19 protein-coding genes and 1 pseudogene are annotated in these 19,609 nt (G+C 71.3%); 10 read left to right on the top strand and 10 right to left on the bottom strand.

The window, feature by feature from the left end:
* Positions 1 to 4 precede the first annotated feature (4 nt).
* Both BN1555_RS41585 and BN1555_RS08120 read left to right on the top strand, forming a co-directional pair.
* The gene (locus BN1555_RS41585; RefSeq protein ID WP_369688957.1) at positions 5 to 961 is read left to right on the top strand and encodes a MinD/ParA family ATP-binding protein; all 957 of its coding nucleotides are present in this window, start codon (positions 5 to 7) and stop codon (positions 959 to 961) included.
* A gap of 120 nt (positions 962 to 1,081) precedes the next feature.
* Positions 1,082 to 1,315: a DUF397 domain-containing protein gene (locus BN1555_RS08120; protein WP_093798743.1), complete on the top strand. Its 234-nt coding sequence runs from the start codon at positions 1,082 to 1,084 to the stop codon at positions 1,313 to 1,315.
* A gap of 75 nt (positions 1,316 to 1,390) precedes the next feature.
* Here BN1555_RS08120 and BN1555_RS08125 read toward each other — a convergent pair whose 3' ends face one another.
* Positions 1,391 to 1,978: a hypothetical protein gene (locus BN1555_RS08125; protein ID WP_255305936.1), complete on the bottom strand. Its 588-nt coding sequence runs from the start codon at positions 1,976 to 1,978 to the stop codon at positions 1,391 to 1,393.
* Between the two features lie 404 nt (positions 1,979 to 2,382).
* Between BN1555_RS08125 and BN1555_RS08130 the strand changes: the two genes are divergently transcribed.
* From BN1555_RS08130 to BN1555_RS08150, 5 genes are all read left to right on the top strand, one after another.
* A complete protein-coding gene (locus tag BN1555_RS08130) occupies positions 2,383 to 4,236 on the top strand; it encodes an ABC transporter substrate-binding protein (protein WP_093798745.1) in 1,854 nt (617 codons plus the stop codon).
* Positions 4,237 to 4,239: 3 nt separating this feature from the next.
* The gene (locus BN1555_RS08135; RefSeq protein WP_093798746.1) at positions 4,240 to 5,310 is read left to right on the top strand and encodes an ABC transporter permease; all 1,071 of its coding nucleotides are present in this window, start codon (positions 4,240 to 4,242) and stop codon (positions 5,308 to 5,310) included.
* Positions 5,307 to 6,221, top strand: coding sequence for an ABC transporter permease (locus BN1555_RS08140; protein ID WP_093798747.1), 915 nt, complete (start codon positions 5,307 to 5,309; stop codon positions 6,219 to 6,221). The genes BN1555_RS08135 and BN1555_RS08140 overlap by 4 nt, the downstream gene beginning before the upstream one ends.
* On the top strand, positions 6,218 to 7,201 hold the full coding sequence (locus BN1555_RS08145) for an ABC transporter ATP-binding protein (RefSeq protein WP_093798748.1): 984 nt from the start codon (positions 6,218 to 6,220) through the stop codon (positions 7,199 to 7,201). Before BN1555_RS08140 ends, BN1555_RS08145 begins: the two co-directional genes overlap by 4 nt.
* A 104-nt stretch (positions 7,202 to 7,305) precedes the next feature.
* Positions 7,306 to 8,319: an ABC transporter ATP-binding protein gene (locus BN1555_RS08150; RefSeq protein WP_255305937.1), complete on the top strand. Its 1,014-nt coding sequence runs from the start codon at positions 7,306 to 7,308 to the stop codon at positions 8,317 to 8,319.
* An 18-nt stretch (positions 8,320 to 8,337) separates the two neighbouring features.
* Here BN1555_RS08150 and BN1555_RS08155 read toward each other — a convergent pair whose 3' ends face one another.
* The 8 genes from BN1555_RS08155 to rimP form a co-directional block, all read right to left on the bottom strand.
* On the bottom strand, positions 8,338 to 9,291 hold the full coding sequence (locus BN1555_RS08155; protein WP_093798749.1) for a bifunctional riboflavin kinase/FAD synthetase: 954 nt from the start codon (positions 9,289 to 9,291) through the stop codon (positions 8,338 to 8,340).
* 291 nt (positions 9,292 to 9,582) lie between these two features.
* Positions 9,583 to 10,482, bottom strand: a complete 900-nt coding sequence (gene truB, locus BN1555_RS08160; RefSeq protein WP_093798750.1) for a tRNA pseudouridine(55) synthase TruB — start codon at positions 10,480 to 10,482, stop codon at positions 9,583 to 9,585.
* Positions 10,479 to 10,949: a 30S ribosome-binding factor RbfA gene (gene rbfA, locus BN1555_RS08165; protein ID WP_093798751.1), complete on the bottom strand. Its 471-nt coding sequence runs from the start codon at positions 10,947 to 10,949 to the stop codon at positions 10,479 to 10,481. Before rbfA ends, truB begins: the two co-directional genes overlap by 4 nt.
* A gap of 27 nt (positions 10,950 to 10,976) precedes the next feature.
* Positions 10,977 to 11,270: a DUF503 domain-containing protein gene (locus BN1555_RS08170; protein WP_093798752.1), complete on the bottom strand. Its 294-nt coding sequence runs from the start codon at positions 11,268 to 11,270 to the stop codon at positions 10,977 to 10,979.
* A 181-nt stretch (positions 11,271 to 11,451) separates the two neighbouring features.
* Complete coding sequence (gene infB, locus BN1555_RS08175) at positions 11,452 to 14,604, bottom strand: translation initiation factor IF-2 (protein ID WP_093798753.1); 3,153 nt, start codon at positions 14,602 to 14,604, stop codon at positions 11,452 to 11,454.
* A gap of 147 nt (positions 14,605 to 14,751) precedes the next feature.
* Positions 14,752 to 15,030: a YlxR family protein gene (locus tag BN1555_RS08180; RefSeq protein ID WP_093798754.1), complete on the bottom strand. Its 279-nt coding sequence runs from the start codon at positions 15,028 to 15,030 to the stop codon at positions 14,752 to 14,754.
* A 75-nt stretch (positions 15,031 to 15,105) separates the two neighbouring features.
* Positions 15,106 to 16,101, bottom strand: coding sequence for a transcription termination factor NusA (gene nusA, locus BN1555_RS08185; RefSeq protein ID WP_093798755.1), 996 nt, complete (start codon positions 16,099 to 16,101; stop codon positions 15,106 to 15,108).
* A gap of 2 nt (positions 16,102 to 16,103) precedes the next feature.
* On the bottom strand, positions 16,104 to 16,601 hold the full coding sequence (gene rimP / locus BN1555_RS08190) for a ribosome maturation factor RimP (RefSeq protein ID WP_093798756.1): 498 nt from the start codon (positions 16,599 to 16,601) through the stop codon (positions 16,104 to 16,106).
* Between the two features lie 154 nt (positions 16,602 to 16,755).
* Here rimP and BN1555_RS08195 point away from each other — a divergent pair, with 154 nt between their 5' ends.
* Genes BN1555_RS08195 through BN1555_RS08205 form a run of 3 tightly spaced genes read left to right on the top strand, consistent with a single transcriptional unit; the run spans position 16,756 to position 18,660 of the window.
* Positions 16,756 to 17,268: a hypothetical protein gene (locus tag BN1555_RS08195; protein ID WP_093798757.1), complete on the top strand. Its 513-nt coding sequence runs from the start codon at positions 16,756 to 16,758 to the stop codon at positions 17,266 to 17,268.
* A gap of 17 nt (positions 17,269 to 17,285) precedes the next feature.
* Positions 17,286 to 17,726 carry a ferritin-like domain-containing protein gene (locus tag BN1555_RS08200; RefSeq protein ID WP_093803276.1) on the top strand — a complete coding sequence of 147 codons (441 nt, stop codon included), beginning with the start codon at positions 17,286 to 17,288 and terminating at the stop codon, positions 17,724 to 17,726.
* Positions 17,727 to 17,760: 34 nt separating this feature from the next.
* Positions 17,761 to 18,660 carry an aminoglycoside phosphotransferase family protein gene (locus tag BN1555_RS08205; protein WP_093798758.1) on the top strand — a complete coding sequence of 300 codons (900 nt, stop codon included), beginning with the start codon at positions 17,761 to 17,763 and terminating at the stop codon, positions 18,658 to 18,660.
* 6 nt (positions 18,661 to 18,666) lie between these two features.
* Here the strand turns inward: BN1555_RS08205 and BN1555_RS08210 are convergent.
* A pseudogene (locus BN1555_RS08210) lies at positions 18,667 to 19,547 on the bottom strand (NAD(P)-dependent oxidoreductase).
* Positions 19,548 to 19,609: the final 62 nt, after the last annotated feature.

Consider the following 19,609-nt stretch of genomic DNA (forward strand, 5'->3'; position numbering starts at 1 on the left):
GGTGATGTCCTGTTACCGGATCGCGGTGATCAGCCTCAAGGGCGGTGTCGGCAAGACCACCACGACCATCTCGCTCGGCGCCACGCTCGCCTCCGAGCGCCAGGACAAGATCCTGGCGATCGACGCCAACCCGGACGCCGGCACCCTCGGCCGACGGGTGCGGCGTGAGACCGGTGCCACCATCCGCGACCTGGTGCAGGCGATCCCGCAGCTCAACAGCTACATGGACATCCGCCGCTTCACCTCGCAGGCGCCGTCGGGTCTCGAAATCATCGCCAACGACGTGGACCCGGCGGTCTCCACGACCTTCAACGACCAGGACTACCGCAGTGCGCTCGAAGTCCTGGGCAGGCAGTACCCGATCATCCTCACCGACTCGGGCACCGGTCTGCTCTACAGCGCGATGCGCGGCGTCCTCGACCTCGCCGACCAGCTGATCATCATCTCCACCCCGTCCGTGGACGGTGCGAGCAGCGCCTCGACGACGCTCGACTGGCTCTCCGCGAACGGGTTCGCCGACCTCGTCCAGCGGTCCCTCACCGTGATCTCCGGGGTCCGCGAGACGGGCAAGATGATCAAGGTGGACGACATCGTCGCGCACTTCGAGACCCGCTGCCGCGGTGTCGTCGTCGTGCCCTTCGACGAACACCTCGCGGCCGGCGCCGAGGTCGACCTCAACATGATGCGCCCCAAGACCCGTGAGGCGTACTTCCACCTCTCGGCCCTCGTCGCCGAGGACATCGCCCGCACGCAGCAGGGCCAGGGCTTCGCCGCCCAGCAGCAGGTCCCCCAGCACCCGCAGGGGTACGCGCCCCAGCAGCAGCCGCCCGTCCCCGCCCCCCAGCCGGGGCAGGGCTGGCAGCAGCAGGTGCAGCAGCCCCCGCAGGGCCAGGGCTGGCAGCAGCAGCCTCCGGCCCAGCAGCAGCACCAACAGCAGCCCGGTCCCGGCTGGACCCAGTAGTACGCGGGGTCCGTCCCCCGTGCGGGTGAGTTACTACAAGGTGCTTATGCGCAAGGCGCGTCGGGTCGGCCTAAGATGCCCGAAACGACGTGCCGCCGTTGCCGAAAGGGAGTTTGACTGATGGGGAGCGCACAGGAGAAGGAAGAGCTGTACGCCCTCGACATCTCTGGCGTCGAGTGGCACAGCGCTCCCGGCACGAGTGAGGACGAGGAGCGCGTCGAGATCGCGTACCTGCCCGAGGGGGCCGTAGCGATGAGGTCGTCCGTGGACCCGGAGACCGTCCTGCGGTACACCGAAGCCGAGTGGCGGGCGTTCGTGCTCGGTGCGCGCGACGGTGAGTTCGACCTGACCTGACCTGAGCACCGCACAGCACTGCGCCCCGCCGGATGGGATCCGGCGGGGCGCAGTGCTGTGGCGTCGTGCGTTTCGTCAGCGGCGCCGCCGGCCGATGAGGAAGGCCATCCCCCAGGCCACCGCTCCGGCGGCCAGCAGGCCGAACAGAGAGACCAGCTCGGGGTCGCTCGGGTTGCCCCACCATGCCTTGGCCGGAGTGAAGGGGTCGTCCTCCATCATGTTCGAGAACCCGGGCATTCCACCCATGTCGATGAAGATGAGCGCCACACCGTTGGTGTAGCCGAAGAAGGCGCCGAGCATGGCCACGACGGCCCCGCTGATGTGGGCACCGACGCGGCCGCGGGCCACGAGGCCGACCACGATACCGACGGCAGCCGCGTTGAGAAGGGCGTGGGCCACATAGAGGACGCGCGCCACGTCCTGCGGCATGTCCTCGTACGAGGCATAGATGACCAGGCTGTAGAGCGAGGCCAGGGCGACCGAGAAGAGCAGCCCGAGAAAGAAGGCGGCGACCGGCTTCCCGCTGTTCAGCTGCTGCCCGTACGGCGCGTACGGCCCGTACGGTCCGGCCGGGGACGGGTACCCGGGCTGCACCGGGAACTGCCCGGGGGCGGGCGGCGGGCCGCCGAACCCCGCAGGCGGTCCCGGGGGCTGCTGGGGCATGGGGGGCTGGTTGCCCGGGTTGTACTGGGGTTGCCAGGACTGGCTCAAGACGGGGTCCCCCGGGGAGGCAGAGAGATAGATCCGCTCAAAGTACCAAACGGACCACGTACGGCGTCACTTCGAACGTCCGCGTCCCGGACGAGCGGCCAGGCACCCCTCCCCCGCCGGTCCGAGGGCTCCGCCGGCCCCTCAGCAGGAAGGCGACAAGGGTCTGGACCAATAAAGGGCCACACCGCCTCCGCCGTGCGGCCCCGCGTCGATCAGCCCGGTATTCCCGCAGTCCACGCGGGGTTTGGCGCATCGTTGACGCAGCCGGACCAGCGCTGATAAACCTCGCTTCACCAGCTGGAGCCCACTGATCAACACGCGCTCCCCGTGCGAGCCATGACGCGAGGTCACGTCCCATGGACACAGAGATTCCGCGCAGTACCCGGCAAGGCCCCCGCACTCGAACCCTTCTGGCCGTCGGAGCCACCGCCCTGGCCCTGGCCGCCGCAGCCGCGACCCCGCTCAATCCCGCGCCGCAGCAGGCGAAGGCGGCGCAGGCCGATGCCAAGCGGACGCTGACCGTCGCGGTCTCGCAGAGCATCGACTCCCTCAGCCCGTTCCTGGCTCAGCGCCTGGTCTCCACCAGCGTCCACCGGCTGATCTACGAGAACCTGACGAACTACGACGTCAAGGACAACCACGCGGTCCCGGGCCTCGCCACCAAGTGGGAGCCGTCGCCGGACAAGCTGACGTGGACGTACACCATCCGTGAGAACTCCAGCTGGTCCGACGGCGAACAGGCCACCGCCGAGGACGCCGCCTGGACGTTCAACACGATGATGAAGGACGAGGGCGCGGCCACCGCCAACGGCAGCTTCGTCGCCAACTTCAAGAAGGTCACCGCTCCCAGCCCCACCCAGCTGGTCATCGAGCTGAAGAAGCCGCAGGCCACCATGGCCGCGCTCGACGTGCCGATCCTCCCCAGGCACGAGTGGGAGAAGGTCGGCGACTTCTCGAAGTTCAACAACGACAAGAAGTTCCCCGTCGTCGGCAACGGCCCCTTCGTCCTCACCGACTACAAGGTGGACCAGTACGTCAAGCTCAAGCCGAACGAGAAGTTCTGGCGCGGCGCCCCGAAGTTCGACGAGCTGGTCCTGAAGTACTACAAGGACGGTGACGCGGCCGTCGCCGCGCTCCAGAAGGGCGAGGTGTCCTTCGCGGCCAACCTCACCCCCGCCCAGGCCGCGTCCCTCTCCAAGGCCGAGAACATCAAGGTCAACGACGCCCCGGGCCGGCGCTTCTACGCGCTCGCCACCAACCCGGGCGCCAGGTCGAAGGACGGCAAGAAGTTCGGAAACGGCCACCCCGCGCTGCTCGACCGGAGGGTGCGCCAGGCTCTCTTCGCCGCCACCGACCGCAAGACGATCATCGATAAGGTCTTCCAGGGCCACGCCGTCGAGGGCGAGGGCTACATCCCGCCGCGCTTCCCGGCGTACCACTGGAAGCCGTCCGCCGACCAGAAGATCGCGTACGACCCGGCGAAGGCGGCCGCGCTCCTCGACGAGGCGGGCTACAAGAAGAACAGCGCGGGCAAGCGCGTCGGCAAGGACGGCAAGCCGCTCGACTTCCGCATCCTGTGCCACGCCACCGACCCGAACGACAAGGCCATCGGCAAGTACATGCAGGAGTGGTGGGGCGAGCTGGGCATCGGCCTCAAGGTCGAATGCCTCGACAACGTCTCCGACCCCTGGCTGGCCGGCGAGTACGACCTGGCCTTCGACGGCTGGTCCGTCAACCCCGATCCCGACTTCGTCCTCTCCATCCACACGTGCGCCGCGCTGCCGGCCACGCCCAAGGACACCGGCGCGACGGACAACTTCATCTGCGACAAGAAGTTCGACGAGCTCTACGCGCAGCAGACCACGGAGTACGACGAGGCCAAGCGCGCCGAGATCGTCAAACGGATGCAGTCGCGGCTGTACGACACCGGCTACATGAATGTCATGGCGTATCCGAACGCGGTCGAGGCGTACCGTACCGACCAGATCAAGTCGATCACGACGATGCCCGGGTCCGGCGGCAATCTCTGGGGCCAGGACGGCTACTGGAGCTGGTGGTCGGCCGTGCCCGCCGACGTCGACGACACCTCCGGGGAGGGCGGCTCCTCCACGGGTCTCGTCGTCGGCATCGGTGCGGCCGCCGTCCTCGCCGTGGGGCTCGGGGTCTTCGTCGCCATGCGCCGCCGCTCCACCGCGGAAGACCGTGAGTAGTCCATGAGCACTGCAAGCACCGCCCCCCTCGCGGAGGGTACGGCCGACGGCCCGGCCTTGGTGAAGTCCGGGCCGTCCGGCCCCCGCGCCCGCTCCGCCCGCGCCTACCTGCTGTACGTCGCGGGGAAGCTGGGCGGTGCGGCCGTCTCGCTCTTCGCCGTCCTCGTCACCAGCTTCTTCCTCTTCCGGGTCATCCCCGGCGACCCGGTGCGCACCATGACGCACGGCCGTCAGGTGTCCGCCGAGCAACTCGCCTCGCTCCGACGCCAGTTCGGGCTCGACCTGCCGGTGTGGCAGCAGTTCACGGACTACTGTGCGAAGGCGCTGAGCGGCGACCTCGGCACCTCGTACCAGTTCCACGCGCCGGTCGGCGACCTGATCGCCGAGAAGGTGCCCGCGACCCTGCTGCTGACCGGCGTCGCCGTCGTCATCTACTCCGCCCTCGGCCTGTGGCTCGGCACCCGCTCCGCGTGGCACCACGGCGGGCTGGGCGACAAGGTCAACACCGGGGTGGCCCTCACCCTGTGGTCCGTGCCGTCGTTCTGGCTCGGCCTGCTGCTGATCATCACCTTCTCGGTGGGCATCGGCCCGGTCCCCGGCATGTTCCCGACGGGCGGCATGGAGTCGGGCGACGCGTCCGGCTTCGCGTACGTCGCCGACGTCGCGCACCACATGGTGCTGCCCGTGATCACCCTGGTCGCGGTCGGGTACGCGCAGACGCTGCTGGTCATGCGGTCCTCGCTGCTCGACGAGATGGGCAGCGACTACCTGACGACGGCGCGCGCGAAGGGGCTGCGCGACGACCTGGTGCGGCGCCGCCACGCCGTGCCGAACGCCCTGCTGCCGACCGTCACCATGGTCTTCATCAACCTGGGCCATGTGGCGGCCGGTTCGATCCTCGTCGAGACGGTCTTCTCCTGGCCCGGACTCGGCGGCCTCTTCTACCAGGCGCTGAGCGTGCCCGACCTGCCGCTGGTGCAGGGGCTCTTCGTCGTCTTCGCCGGAGCGATGATCGTGATGAACCTCCTCGCCGACCTGCTCTATCCGCTGCTCGATCCCCGGGTGGGCCGATGACTTCCACGGCTGACGCGCAGAGCGCGTCGTCCCTCGCGTGGGCGCGGCGCCGCGGCTCCGTGGCCCGGTTCTGGCGTTCGTACCGCACGCACCGGACGGGGCTCTTCGGACTCGGCGCCCTGGCCGTGATCGCGCTGGTCGCGCTCGCCGCGCCGCTGCTCGTCGGCGGCGACGTACAGAGCGTGACGAATGCCCCCGGATCGGCGCTGGAGTCCCCGAGCGGTGAATTCCCGCTCGGGACCGACCAGTTCGGGCGCTCGCTGCTCGGGCTGCTGATCTGGGGCGCCCGCATCTCGCTGACCGTGGGGCTGATGGCGGCCGCGCTGTCCGTTGCCATCGGTACGCTCGTGGGCATCGTCGCCGGGCACTTCGGCGGCTGGTTCTCGACCGTGGTCATGCGGATCACCGACTGGTTCCTGGTGATGCCGACGCTGGTGCTGGCGATCGTGCTGGCGACGGTGATGTCGCGCAGCGTGTGGACGGTGATCCTGGCGATCGGCGTCACGAGCTGGCCGACGACGGCCCGCCTGGTGCGGGCGCAGACCCTCGCCGTCGAGTCGCGTCCGTACATCGAGCGGGCGACGGCGCTCGGCGGCGGCCACGGGCACATCATGACCCGCCACGTCCTGCCCAACGTCATGCCGCTCGTGCTCGCCCAGACCACGCTCGGCATCTCCAACGCCATCCTGACCGAGGCGACGCTCGCCTTCCTCGGCCTCGGCGACCCGGACGTCGTCTCGTGGGGCGGCATGCTCCAGGACGCGCGGGAGGCGGGCGCGGTGTCGTCCGGGCACTGGTGGTACCTGGCACCGCCCGGCATCGCCATCGCGCTCGTCGCGCTGGCGTTCACCCTGTGCGGGCGCACGGTCGAGTCCGTGCTCAACCCGAAGCTGGGGGTGTCCGCCCGATGAGCGTGCTGCTCGAAGTGAGGGACCTGCACGTCACGTACGGAGCCGGGACCCGCGCCGTACGCGGTGTGGACCTGACGCTGTCCGCCGGCCAGAAGCTCGGCATCGCGGGCGAGTCCGGCTGCGGCAAGTCGACGCTGGCGCTGGCACTGCTGCGGCTGCTGCCCGCGTCGGCCCGGCTCAGCGGTGAGATCCTGCTCGACGGCGAGGACGTCCTCACCATGAAGTGGGGCAGGCTGCGGGCCGTGCGGTGGGCGGGGGCCTCGATCGTCTTCCAGGGCGCCATGCATTCGCTGAACGCCGTGCACCGCGTCGGGGAGCAGATCGCCGAGCCGGTCATGCTGCACCTCAAGTCCACTCCGGCGGCCGCGCGCAGGCGGGCCGTCGAGCTCCTGGAGCAGGTGGGGCTGCCGGCCGCGCGCGCCGAGGCGTACCCGCACGAGCTGTCGGGCGGGCAGCGGCAGCGCGTGATGATCGCGATGGCGCTGGCCTGCGATCCGCGGCTGATCGTCGCGGACGAGCCGACGACGGCGCTGGACGTGATGGTCCAGGCGCAGATCCTGCGGCTGATCGAGCAGCTGGTCGCCGACCAGGACATCAGCCTGCTGATGATCAGCCACGACCTGTCGGTGCTGGCCGACACCTGCGACCGGCTCGCGGTGATGTACGCCGGGAGGGTCGTCGAGGAGGGCCCGGCGGACCAGGTCTTCACCGATGCGCGGCATCCGTACGGCCTGGCCCTGTCGGCGGCGTTCCCCCGCATCGGCGACCCGGCCTCCCGCCGGGCCCCGCGCGGCCTGCCGGGCGACCCGCCGGATCCGTCCGCGCTGCCCGCCGGCTGTACGTTCCACCCGCGCTGCCCGGTCGCGCTGGACGTGTGCGCCACGCAGGACCAGGCTCTGCGGGAGTCGGGGGCGGGACGGCGGGCGGCGTGCGTGCGGGTGGGGGCGGCGGTGCCGGCGCCGGGGCTGCCGCCGGCATGAGCGGGTGTGCGGGTGGGGCTCCGCTGCGCGGGGCGTTTCCCCGGCCCGCGCAGCGGCACCGCGCCCCGTCCCCACCCCGTCCCACGACTACACCGGAGCCAGACATGAGCACCGAGCCCCTCCTCTCCGCCGCCGGACTGCACGTCGCCTTCCCCGGGCGGCGTGGCGCGGCGACCGCCCGCGCCGTCGACGGCGTCGACCTCGACATCCGCCCCGGCGAGATCGTCGCGCTCGTCGGCGAGTCCGGGTGCGGCAAGACCACACTCGCCCGTTCGCTGCTCGGCCTGGTTCCGCCCACCTCGGGCCACGTCACCTTCGGCGGCGAACCCCTCGACTACGCCTCGCGCTCCCTGAAGGCGTACCGCAAGCGCGTCCAGCTGGTCCTCCAGGACCCCAGCGGCTCGCTCAACCCGCGGCACACGGTGTACGACGCCGTGGCGGAAGGCCTGCGCATCCACGGTTGCGCGGGAGACGAGCGCGAAGCCGTCGCCGGGGCGCTCTCGCGCGCCGGGCTGCGGCCGCCCGAGCGGTTCTTCCTGCGCTACCCGCACGAACTCTCCGGCGGCCAGCGCCAGCGCGTCGTCATCGCGGGCGCGCTCGTCCTCGACCCCGAACTCATCGTCGCCGACGAGCCGGTGGCCTCCCTCGACGCGTCCGTACGAGGGGAGATCCTGGCCCTCCTGCTGTCGCTGCGCGACGACCTGGGGCTCTCCGCACTCGTCGTGACCCACGACCTCGGTCTCGCCTGGAACATCGCGGACCGGGTGGCGGTGATGTACCTGGGCCGGATCGTGGAGACGGGACCCGCCGAGAAGGTACTGACGGACCCCCAGCACCCCTACACCCGGGCCCTGTTGTCCGTACTCCCGGAGTCCGGTGAGGAACCGGTCGTGCTCACCGGCGAGCCCCCGGACCCGTCCCGCGTCCCCGGCGGCTGCCGCTTCCACGTCCGCTGCCAGGTACTCGCCTCGGGCGAGGCCGAGCGCACGGGCGTCGCCGCCGACTGCCGTACCACGCTCCTGCCCGTCCTGACCGGCGGCGAGGAGGCCCAGGTCGCCTGCCACTGGGCGGCCGCCCGCGCCGGGGATGCGGCGGAGACGGAGGCCGCCGGTGCCTGAGGCCGCCGGGCCCCGGGGCTACTGCGCGGCGTACGCCTCGATGAGCTCGCGCGAGCGCTTCACGTCGGCCCCGATGGCTTCCAGCAGCGCCTCGATCGAGTCGAACTTCTCCTGGCCGCGTACGTACGCGAGGAAGTCGACGGCGACGTGCAGTCCGTACAGATCGAGGCCCACGCGGTCGATGGCGTACGCCTCCACCGTCCGCTCCGTGCCGTCGAACTGCGGGTTGGTGCCGACCGAGATCGCGGCGGGCATCTTCTCGCCCTCCGCGGTCAGCCAGCCCGCGTACACGCCGTCGGCGGGGATCGCGGTGTGCGGAAGCGTCTCGACGTTCGCCGTCGGGTAGCCGAGTTCACGGCCGCGCTGCGCCCCGCGCACCACGACGCCCTCGACGCGGTGCGGCCGGCCCAGGATCTCCGCGGCGCCTTCGACGTCGCCCTCGGCGACCAGCCGCCGGGTCAGCGTGGAAGAGAACGGCTCGCCGCCGCCCGCCCGGCCGGTCACGTACAGGTCGACGACCTCGACCTCGTAGTCGTACGTCCGGCCGAGCTCGGTCAGGAAGGCCACGTCGCCCGCCGCCCGGTGGCCGAAGCGGAAGTTGGGACCCTCGATGACCGTCCGCGCGTGCAACTTGTCGACCAGCACCTTCACGATGAAGTCGGCCGGCGAGAGCTTCGAGAACTCCTGGGTGAAGGGCAGGATCAGCAGCGCGTCCACGCCCAGCTCCGCGATCAGCTCGGCCCGGCGGTGGTGCGGGGCGAGCAGCGGGGGGTGGCTGCCGGGGCGCACGACCTCGCTCGGGTGCGGATCGAAGGTGACGACGACCGAAGGCACGCCCAGCTCACGGGCGCGCTCCACCGCGCGGCCGATGATCAGCTGGTGTCCGCGGTGCACTCCGTCGTAGGAGCCGATGGTGACGACGCTGCGTCCCCAGTCCTGGGGGATGTCCTCCAAGCCACGCCAGCGCTGCACTGTGACCGCTCTCCTCGTCCGAACTCGAACCCGAACCTGTGTACGTGGGACTGCCGATTACGCAGGTCTAAGACTGCCATGCCCACAGCGTGCGGCTCGCATCGGCATGGGAGTCCCCGGGCCCCCCCGCTGTCCGGCGGACATCGAACGCGCCCCCTTGCGCGCCCGTCAGTCACTCCGAGCGCCCGTCCAAGTGGGTGAGTCGGCGGGGTGGAACGGACAGAGATCTTCCAAGGGGGATCGTGGAGCGGCCGGCCCCCGGGCGGGCCGCTCCACGGTGACTTCGACGCGTCAGGCGAATACGGCGAGGCTCTTCGCCTTGCCCCGGCTCTCCTCGACGAGCGCGAGGAAACGCCCCTCGGGCCCGAAGACCGCGACCGGGCTGGTGTCGTACGCCGGCATGTCGAGCCGTACGCCGTTGGTCACCAGGCCCGCGCGCCTCTGGTCCACGTCCCAGCGCGCGAACGCGGCGGCCGCCGCGTCGGCGATCGGCATGACCGTGAGCTCCTCCTGGAGCTGCTCCAGCGTCTTCGCCGCGTCGAGCCCGTACGGGCCGACCCGGGTCCGGCGCAGCGCGGTCAGGTGCCCGCCCACGCTGAGCCCCGCGCCGAGGTCACGGGCGAGGGCGCGGATGTACGTACCGGAGGAGCAGACCACGGAGACGACGAGGTCGACGACGGGCGTCCCGTCCTCGGCCACCGCCTCACGCACGTCGTACACCTGGAAGGACGAGACGGTCACCGGCCGGGCCGGGATCTCGAACTCCTCGCCCTCGCGCACCCGCGAGTACGACCGCTTGCCGTTGATCTTGATGGCGCTGACCTTGGACGGCACCTGCATGATGGCGCCGGTCAGCCCGGCGACGCCCGCGTCGATGCCTTCCCTGGTCACGCCGGACGCGTCGGTGGACGTGGTGATCTCGCCCTCCGCGTCGTCGGTGACCGTGGTCTGGCCGAGCCGGATCGTGCCCAGGTACTCCTTCTCGGTCAGTGCGAGGTGACCGAGGAGTTTCGTGGCCTTCTCGACGCCGAGGACGAGGACGCCCGTCGCCATGGGGTCGAGCGTGCCCGCGTGGCCGACGCGGCGGGTCTTGGCGATCCCGCGCATCTTGGCGACGACGTCGTGCGAAGTGAAGCCGGACGGCTTGTCGACGATGACAAGGCCGTCCGGCGTCGTGGTGGTGCGCTTCATCCCGCGGTTTCGCCCTCGTCCTCGTCGTCGGCGGCTTCGTCGGCGTCGTCGTCGGGCTTGCGGTACGGGTCGGCGTCGCCGGCGTACGTCTTGCCCGTCGAGACCTGGCGCACCTCGGCGTCCTTGGCACGCGCCTTGTCGAGGAGGTCCTCGATCGTGCGCGCGGTGTCCGGCAGTGCGTCCGCGACGAACGTCAGCGACGGCGTGTGGCGCACCCCGGTCTGCCGGCCGACCTCGGAACGCAGGACGCCCTTGGCGCTCTCCAGTGCGGCGGCCGAAGCGGCGCGCGCTTCGTCGTCGCCGTAGACCGTGTAGAAGACCGTGGCCTCCCGCAGGTCACCGGTGACCCGGGCGTCCGTGATGGTCACGAACCCCAGTCGCGGATCCTTGATTCGCCGGTCCAGGGTCTCCGCGACCACGACCTGGATGCGATCGGCCAGCTTGCGGGCCCGCGCTTTGTCGGTCACCGGTCCGTCTCCTCTTTCTGCTGAACGTCAGTCTTCGTCACTGTGCAGCCGCCGTCTCACCGACAGCAGCTCCACCTCGGGCCGGGCGGCGACCATGCGCTCGCACCGGTCCAGTATGTCTGTGAGATGCCCCGTATCCCCTGAGACCACCGCCACGCCGATCTCGACTCTGCGATAGACATCCTGGTCGCCGACTTCCGCCACGCTCACTGCGAATTTGCGGTGCAGCTCGGCGACGATCGGGCGTACTACGGAGCGCTTCTCCTTCAGCGACCGTACGTCGCCGAGGAGCAGGTCGAAGGACAGTGTCCCCACGTACATGTGTGTCCGGATGTCCCGCCGGTACGGGTTCGGGGGCCCGGGGGTCGTCCCCCGGACTGGCACGGCCGTGTCCCGCCGACCACTCGGCAGGGACACAAGAACCGTACACGCAACGGCCGGGGCCGCTCGACGGAAATAATCTCCGCCGAGCGGCCCCGACTGTACTGCGCAGCTACACGGCTCAGCCGCGCGGCTTCTCGCGCATCTCGTACGTCGCGATGACGTCGTCGATCTTGATGTCGTTGAAGTTTCCGAGGTTGATACCGCCCTCGAAGCCTTCGCGGATCTCGGTGACGTCGTCCTTGAAGCGGCGCAGACCCTGGATGTTGAGGTCCTCGGCGATGACCTTGCCGTCGCGGATGAGGCGCGCCTTGGTGTTGCGCTTGACCTCGCCCGAGCGGACCAGGACACCGGCGATGTTGCCCAGCTTGGACGAGCGGAAGATCTCGCGGATCTCCGCCGTGCCGAGCTCGACCTCTTCGTACTCCGGCTTGAGCATGCCCTTGAGGGCCGCTTCGATCTCTTCGATCGCCTGGTAGATGACCGAGTAGTACCGGACATCCACGCCCTCGCGGTCCGCCATCTGCGCGGCGCGGCCGGCAGCTCGGACGTTGAAGCCGATGACGATGGCGTCGGAGCCCATCGCCAGGTCGATGTCGGACTCGGTGACCGCGCCCACACCGCGGTGCAGGACCCGGATCTCAACCTCTTCACCGACGTCGAGCTGGAGCAGCGAGGACTCGAGAGCCTCCACCGAACCGGACGCGTCGCCCTTGATGATGATGTTGAGGTCCTGGACCAGACCGGCCTTGAGCACCTTGTCGAGGTCCTCGAGGGACACCCGGCGGGTGCGCTTGGCGAAGGCCGCGTTGCGCTCGCGCGCCGCACGCTTCTCGGCGATCTGGCGGGCCGTACGGTCCTCGTCGACGACCAGGAAGTTGTCGCCGGCGCCGGGGACGTTGGTGAGACCCAGGACCAGGACGGGGGTCGACGGACCCGCTTCCTCGACGTTGTTGCCGTGGTCGTCGAGCATCGCCCGGACTCGGCCGTACGCGTCACCGGCGACCATCGTGTCACCGACGCGGAGCGTTCCGCGCTGGACGAGCACGGTGGCGACGGCGCCGCGACCGCGGTCGAGGTGGGCCTCGATCGCAATACCCTGCGCGTCCATCTCCGCGTTCGCCCGGAGGTCGAGCGAAGCGTCCGCGGTCAGGACCACGGCCTCCAGCAGCTGATCGATGTTCAGCTCCTGCTTGGCGGAGATGTCGACGAACATCGTGTCGCCGCCGTACTCCTCGGCCACCAGACCGAACTCGGTGAGCTGACCGCGCACCTTGGTCGGGTCGGCACCCTCGACGTCGATCTTGTTGACCGCGACCACGATCGGCACGTCGGCCGCCTTGGCGTGGTTCAGCGCCTCGATCGTCTGCGGCATCACACCGTCGTTCGCCGCGACCACGAGGATCGCGATGTCGGTGGACTTCGCACCACGGGCACGCATGGCGGTGAACGCCTCGTGACCGGGGGTGTCGATGAAGGTGATGGCGCGCTCTTCACCGTTGACCTCGGTGGCGACCTGGTACGCACCGATGTGCTGCGTGATACCGCCGGCCTCGCCCGCAACGACGTTCGTCTTGCGGATCGCGTCCAGCAGTCGGGTCTTACCGTGGTCGACGTGACCCATGACGGTCACGACCGGCGGACGGGAGACGAGCATTTCCTCGCCGCCCTCGTCCTCGCCGAACTCGATGGAGAAGGACTCGAGAAGCTCGCGGTCCTCCTCCTCCGGGCTGACGATCTCGAGGACGAAGTTCATCTCTTCCGCGAGGAGCTTCAGCGTCTCGTCGGAGACGGACTGCGTGGCAGTGACCATCTCGCCGAGGTTCATCATCACGCCGACGAGCGACGCCGGGTTGGCGTTGATCTTCTCGGCGAAGTCGGTGAGCGAGGCACCGCGCGACAGGCGGACGGTCTGTCCGTTGCCGCGAGGCAGCATGACGCCGCCCACGGACGGGGCCTGCATGGCCTCGTACTCCTGGCGCCTCTGCCTCTTCGACTTGCGACCGCGACGAGCGGGCCCGCCGGGACGGCCGAACGCACCCTGCGTGCCACCACGGGCACCGGGACCGCCGGGACGGCCACCGAAGCCGGGACGACCGCCGAAGCCGCCGCCACCACCGGGACGGCCCGCGCCGCCACCGCCACCGGGACCACCGGGACGGCCGGCGAAGCCGCCGCCACCGCCACCGGGACCGGCCGGACGGCCGGCGAAGCCGCCACCGGGACGACCGCCGCCGCCACCACCCGGACGGCCACCGGGGCCGCCGGGACCGCGGCCACCGCCGCCGGGACCGCCACCAGGACGGGGACCGGCAGCCGGACGCTGCGGCATCATGCCGGGGTTCGGACGGTTACCGCCGGGAGCGCCGCCCGGACGCGGGGCGCCGCCCTGCGGACGGGGCATGCCACCGGGGGTCGGACGTGCGCCGCCGGGGGCGCCGGGGCCGCCGGAACGCTGCGCGCCGCCGGGACCGCCCTGCGGGCGCGGGGCGCCACCGGGTGCCGGAGCACCGGCGCCGCCGCCCGGACGGGGTGCGCCGCCGGGACGGGGCGCCTGGGGGCGCGCCATGCCGGTGGAGCCGCCGGAGGTGAACGGGTTGTTGCCCGGACGCGGACCCGCGGGACGGGCACCGCCCGGACGCGGGGCCTGCTGGCCGCCGGGACGGGCGGGACGCTCGCCACCACGGCGGTCGTCGCGCTGGCCGCCGTCACGCTGGCCGCCGTCACGCTGACCGGCCGGAGCCGGACGGGCGGGACGCGGGCCGGGCGTGGCGCCCGTGGGGCGCGGGGCCTGCTGCGGCTGCGCGGGGGCAGCCTGCTGGGCCGGCTCGGGCGCGGAGAACTCCGCCGCGGGCACCGGTGCCGCCGGAGCGGGCTTGGCCGGTGCGGGCTTGGGGCCCGGACGCGGGGTGCCGGACGGCGCGGACGCCGCCGGGGCGCTCTTCGGGGCCTCGGCCGCGGCCGGCCTGGGGGCCGGGGCACCGGGCTTCGGGGCGCCGGGACGTGCTGCCTGCGCCGGGGAGGGCGCGGACGAGGGGGCCGTCGGGGACGGCTTCGCGGGCGTCGCCTTACGCGGCGCGCCCGGCTTGGCTGCGGACTTGCCGGCGTTGCCGCCGGGACCCTGCAGTGCGTCAGTCAGTTTGCGTACAACCGGCGCCTCGATCGTCGAGGACGCCGAGCGGACGAATTCACCAAGTTCTTGGAGCTTGGCCATGACGACCTTGCTCTCCACACCGAACTCCTTGGCGAGTTCGTATACCCGGACCTTTGCCACTTCGCTCCTTTGAGGTCCGGGTTACCGCCGGACCGTCGCTACTTCATGGGCGTACTCATCGCGTACTCATCGAGTGCTCATCGCAATCTCGACCTACTTCCAACTCGCGAGGTACCTGACCGCACGGTTATCCGTGCCGTTCTCTTCTTACGGTGTTGCCTGCTCGACAAACTGGCTCAGTGCCGTTGTGTCGAGCGGTGCCCGGCCCCGAAAGGCCCGGGGAAACGCCCGGCGGCGGACCGCCAGAGCGAGACAGGCAGGGGCGGGGTGAACGTACGCACCCCGGCCGGGCAGCGTACCGCGAGGATCGGGGACACACTCACCCTCGACCACCACGATCCGCAGCAGTTCGCTCTTGGCCGCTCGCTCCCGGCATCCCACACAGGTTCGCTCAGGGCATACGCGGGCATGCGTCCGGCCAGACACTATTAAGTCTACCTCCCCGCAGCGACCTCACCCCATCGGGGCAAAAATCGAACGGTTGTTGTCGTGAAACCTGCCTCAGTCCCGGTCGTCCGAGGGCTGCTCGGTGTCGGGACGGATGTCGATGCGCCAGCCGGTCAGCCGGGCCGCGAGGCGGGCGTTCTGGCCCTCCTTGCCGATGGCCAGCGAGAGCTGGTAGTCGGGCACGGTGACCCGGGCGGAGCGGGTCGCCATGTCCACGATCTCGACCTTGCTGACGCGTGCGGGCGACAGCGCGTTGGCCACCATCTCGGCCGGGTCGTCCGACCAGTCCACGATGTCGATCTTCTCGCCGTGCAGCTCGGCCATGACGTTGCGCACGCGTCCGCCCATCGGGCCGATGCAGGCGCCCTTGGGGTTCAGGCCCGACCGCGTCGACCGTACGGCGATCTTGGAGCGGTGGCCGGCCTCGCGGGCGATGGCCTCGATGACGACCGAGCCGTCCGCGATCTCCGGCACCTCCAGGGCGAAGAGCTGCTTCACCAGGTTGGGGTGCGTACGCGACAACGTCACGGACGGGCCGCGCATTCCCTTGGCCACCCGTACGACGTACGACCGCAGTCGCAGGCCGTGCGTGTACTCCTCGCCGGGCACCTGCTCCTGCACGGGCAGGATGGCCTCCAGCTTGCCGAGGTCGACCAGGACGTTCTTGGGGTCCCTGCCCTGCTGCACGACGCCCGTGACGACGTCGCCCTCGTGGCCCGCGTACTCGCCGAAGGTCCGGTCGTCCTCGGCGTCGCGCAGACGCTGGAGGATGACCTGCTTGGCGGTGCTCGCCGCGATCCGTCCGAAGTCGGACGGGGTGTCGTCGAATTCCTTGGGCTCCTGGCCCTCTTCGAGATCCGCCGGGTCCTCCTTCGCCCAGACCGTCACGTGCCCGGTCTCGCGGTTGAGTTCCACGCGCGCGCGGCGGTGGCTTCCCTCGGTGCGGTGGTACGCGATGAGGAGGGCCGATTCGATCGCCTCGACCAAAAGGTCGAAGGAGATCTCCTTTTCTTTCGCCAAGCCCTTCAGGAGCTTTACGTCGATGTCCATGGCTACGCCTCCTCTTCCTTCTTGTCCTTGCGGTTGAACTCGATCTCCACCCGCGCCTTGGCGATGTCCGCGAAGGCGACCCGGCGGGCGGTGGGCTTGCGGCCCTTCACGCCCGGCACTTCGAGGTCGAGCCCCTCGTCGTCCACGGCCAGGATGCGCGCGACCAGCTCGGTGGCGTCGTTCAGCGTGAGCTTGGCGAGGCGGCCGGTGGCCCGTACGTAGTGGCGGCGCTCCGACAGCGGGCGGTCGGCGCCCGGCGAACTGACTTCGAGGACGTACTCGCCCTCACCCATCGCGTCCGTCTCGTCGAGCTTCTCGGAGACGGCGCGGCTCAGCTCGGCGCAAGCGTCGAGTTCCACGCCCTCGTCGGAGTCGACGACGATCCTCAGCTGGCGGCGGCGGCCCGCCCGGGACACCTCGATGTCTTCCAGATCGAGGCCTTCTGCGCTGACCAGTGGTTCCAGGAGTGCGCGCAGCCTGTCGCTCTGGGTGGTGCTCATCCGGGTGACTCCTCGGCCGCGTGTGCTGTTGTGTGGATCGTCGCGTGTCAGATCAAAGGGTATCCGGTCCCGAGGGGTGTTGCCGTCCGCCCACCGCGCGGCCGCAGGTACGCTCGCCTGCGGTGATCACCGCAGAGGCCCGAGGGAGACACACGTGCGGCGCACGGAAACCACACGCAGGGGTGCGCTCGCGGCGACCGGGGCCGCGGCCGTCGCGCTGCTGGCCGGCGGGTGTACGGAGGATTCGGCTCCGGGGGGCACGCAAGGCTCCGCCGCCGGGGCCGGGGCCGCGTCCGCGCGGACCGAGGCGAGGCTGCGGAAGCGTTCCGCGCGGGTGCGGCAGACGCTCCTGGCGCACTACGACGCCGTCATCGCCGCCCACCCCTCCACCGCCGGCCGGCTGGAACCGCTGCGCGAAGCGGTGGCCAGGCAGACGGACGCGCTGCGGGCCGGGGGCCCGGCGGGCGGCGCCTCCGCGCCGCCGGCCGTCGCCACCGAGCCGAAGGCCGCGCTGAAGGAGCTCGCCGCCGAGGAGCGGCGCGGCGCCGACGCGCACACCGCGGCCCTCCTCGACGCGCCGGCGGAGCTGGCACGGCTGCTGGCGTCCGTCGCCGCGGCCGGCGCCGCGCACGTGTATCTGCTGACGACCGAGGGGAGCGACGGGTGAGCGGGACGCCGACCGGCATGCAGGCGGTGGAGGCCGTGCAGGCCGCCCTGGCCGCCGAACACGCGGCCGTGTACGGGTACGGGGTCGTCGGCGGCCGGATCGCCGACGAGCGCAGGGACGAGGCGCGGGAGGCGTACGACGCCCACCGTGCGCGGCGCGACGCGCTGGAACGGACCGTGCGCGACCTGGGCGCCACCCCGGTGGCCGCGGCCGCCGCGTACGCCCTGCCGTTCCCGGTGCCCGACGCGGCCGCGGCGCTGCGGCTCGCCGCCGAGCTGGAGAACCGGGTGGCCGGCGTCTACTCCGACCTCGTACGCGCCGCCACCGGGCCGCTCCGGCGCGAGGCGGCGGGGGCGCTGCGGGAGGCAGCGGTGCGGGCGGTGCGCTGGCGGGGACGCGGCGTAGCCTTTCCTGGGCTCGCCGAGCTGACCACCCCGGTCACGAGCCGCAAGCAGTGAGCTTCGAGCCGGCCTTTGAAGGGGACCCACACGCATGCTTTTTGAAGCGCCGCCGCGTCTCGTACGAGCGCTGGGCGAGGCGTACGGAGACGCGGCGGCCGCCGACTGGCTCGGGAAGCTGCCCGAGCTCGCCGAGGAGGCCGTGTCCCGGCGGGAGCTGACCGTCGAGCGGGTGCAGAACCCCGGCGGCAGGAGCAGCCTGGTCGTCCTCGTACGGCAGCAGGACGGCACTCCGGCCGCGCTCAAGATCGCGCCCGAGGAGGCCGGACCCGGCCCGGAGCGGGCGGCGCTGGCGCACTGGAACGGCTGGGGAGCGGTCCAGCTGCTCGACCGGGAGGAAACGGGTGGCGGTGAGTTCCTCCTGGAGCGGTTGCACAGCGAGGTCTCGCTGCGTTCCCTGCCGGAGGCCAAGGCGCTGCTCGAAGCCGCCGGGACCGTACGGCGGCTGTGGGTCGAGCCGCCCGCGGACCACCCCTTCGAGACCGTCGCCCAGCGCACGGCCCGCCAGGCCGCGGCGATGCGCTCCGCGGGCCCCTCGCTCGTCCCGCTGGTCGAGGCGGCCCTCGCGGCGCGTGACGAGCTGACGGCGTCCGCCGGTGAACTCCTGTTGCTGCACGGCAACTTCAGGCAGGGCAAGGTGCTCGCCGGCGACCGGGCCCCGTGGCTGGCCGTCGGGCCCGACCCGCTGGTCGGGGAGCGGGCGTACGACCTGGCCCGGCTGGTCCGCGACCGGATCGAGGACCTCGTCGCGACGGCGGCGGGCGCGTCCGTCACCCGCCGCCGGGTGAACAAGCTCGCCGACTCCCTGGACGTGGACCGGGCCAGGCTGCACGGCTGGACGCTGTTCCGTGCGGTGGAGTCGGGCGTACGGGCGACCGCGGCCGGCCGCCACCAGGACGCCGAACTGCTGCTGGAGTTCGCCGGCTGGCTGTAGCGGCCGCTATCGCGCCCCCGCCTTCCCGAAGACCTCGACCAGGCTGGTGACGCTGTCACCGGCGCGGCCGTCCGCCATGCCCCGCTCGAAGATGCCGAGCATCGCGGCGGGCAGCGCCGGGTCGACACCCGCGTCGCGCGTGGTGTGCAGGACGTGCGCGACGCTGGCCACCCCCATGGCGAGCCTGTCGACGTCGCCGGGGTGCTCCCCCGCGTCGATCCGCGGGGTGTAGAACCCGAGGAAGTTCGGCATCGAGGCGAACGTCTCCGAGGCGTGCGGCAGGAGCTCCTCGGCACTGATGCCGTTCGCACCGGCCACCGCGAGGGCGTGCAGCCAACTGACCAGGCCCGTCCAGAACATGTCCATCTGGAGCTGGTAGTAGAGCGCGGCCAGGCCGGGGTCCTCGCCCTTGTAGTCCGTGCCGGTGAGCACCTCCAGGGTGTCCTGGTGGGCCTCGAAGACGTCCTTCGGGCCGCTGTAGTACGTCGACACGTCCGGCCCGCCGATGGTCGAGGGCGAGGACTGCACCCCGCCGGTGAGGTGGCGCGCGCCGTGCCCGGCGGCCCACTCGGCGGCCGCGCGGGCCCTGTCGGGGGTGTCGGAGCTGAGATTGACGAGGACCCGTCCGTTCAGCGACGCGGTGGCCGGCTCCAGGATGGCGTACATCGCGTCGTAGTCGGTGAGACTGAGGACGACCAGTTCGTTGGCGGCGAGCGCCTCCTCGACCGTGGCCGCCCGGCGCGCCCCCTCGCCACCAGTTCGTCGGCCCGGCTCGCCGTCCGGTTCCACACGGTCACCTCGTGGCCGGCGTCCAGGAACGCGCCCACCATCGCCTGCCCCATCGGGCCGAGGCCGATCACGGTCACGGACTGCTGCTGCTCACGCATGCGAGATCCCCTTCTAGAACGAACGCTCTATTCAGGAAGGAACCTAACACACTCTGGAACGA

Origin of the sequence: Streptomyces sp. Wb2n-11, from assembly GCF_001049855.1 — a bacterium.
In the GTDB taxonomy this organism is placed as follows: Bacteria; Actinomycetota; Actinomycetes; order Streptomycetales; family Streptomycetaceae; genus Streptomyces; species Streptomyces altiplanensis.

Excerpts from the sequence above, each read along its gene's own strand:
- BN1555_RS08120 (WP_093798743.1), top strand. The coding sequence starts at position 1,082 with ATGGGGAGCGCACAGGAGAAGGAAGAGCTGTACGCCCTCGACATCTCT.
- BN1555_RS08150 (WP_255305937.1), top strand. The coding sequence starts at position 7,306 with ATGAGCACCGAGCCCCTCCTCTCCGCCGCCGGACTGCACGTCGCCTTC.
- BN1555_RS08130 (WP_093798745.1), top strand. The coding sequence starts at position 2,383 with ATGGACACAGAGATTCCGCGCAGTACCCGGCAAGGCCCCCGCACTCGA.
- BN1555_RS08200 (WP_093803276.1), top strand. The coding sequence starts at position 17,286 with ATGCAGGCGGTGGAGGCCGTGCAGGCCGCCCTGGCCGCCGAACACGCG.
- BN1555_RS41585 (WP_369688957.1), top strand. The coding sequence starts at position 5 with ATGTCCTGTTACCGGATCGCGGTGATCAGCCTCAAGGGCGGTGTCGGC.
- BN1555_RS08135 (WP_093798746.1), top strand. The coding sequence starts at position 4,240 with ATGAGCACTGCAAGCACCGCCCCCCTCGCGGAGGGTACGGCCGACGGC.
- BN1555_RS08145 (WP_093798748.1), top strand. The coding sequence starts at position 6,218 with ATGAGCGTGCTGCTCGAAGTGAGGGACCTGCACGTCACGTACGGAGCC.
- BN1555_RS08205 (WP_093798758.1), top strand. The coding sequence starts at position 17,761 with ATGCTTTTTGAAGCGCCGCCGCGTCTCGTACGAGCGCTGGGCGAGGCG.
- truB (WP_093798750.1), bottom strand. The coding sequence starts at position 10,482 with ATGAAGCGCACCACCACGACGCCGGACGGCCTTGTCATCGTCGACAAG.
- BN1555_RS08140 (WP_093798747.1), top strand. The coding sequence starts at position 5,307 with ATGACTTCCACGGCTGACGCGCAGAGCGCGTCGTCCCTCGCGTGGGCG.
- BN1555_RS08125 (WP_255305936.1), bottom strand. The coding sequence starts at position 1,978 with ATGCCCCAGCAGCCCCCGGGACCGCCTGCGGGGTTCGGCGGCCCGCCG.
- BN1555_RS08170 (WP_093798752.1), bottom strand. The coding sequence starts at position 11,270 with ATGTACGTGGGGACACTGTCCTTCGACCTGCTCCTCGGCGACGTACGG.
- nusA (WP_093798755.1), bottom strand. The coding sequence starts at position 16,101 with ATGGACATCGACGTAAAGCTCCTGAAGGGCTTGGCGAAAGAAAAGGAG.
- rimP (WP_093798756.1), bottom strand. The coding sequence starts at position 16,601 with ATGAGCACCACCCAGAGCGACAGGCTGCGCGCACTCCTGGAACCACTG.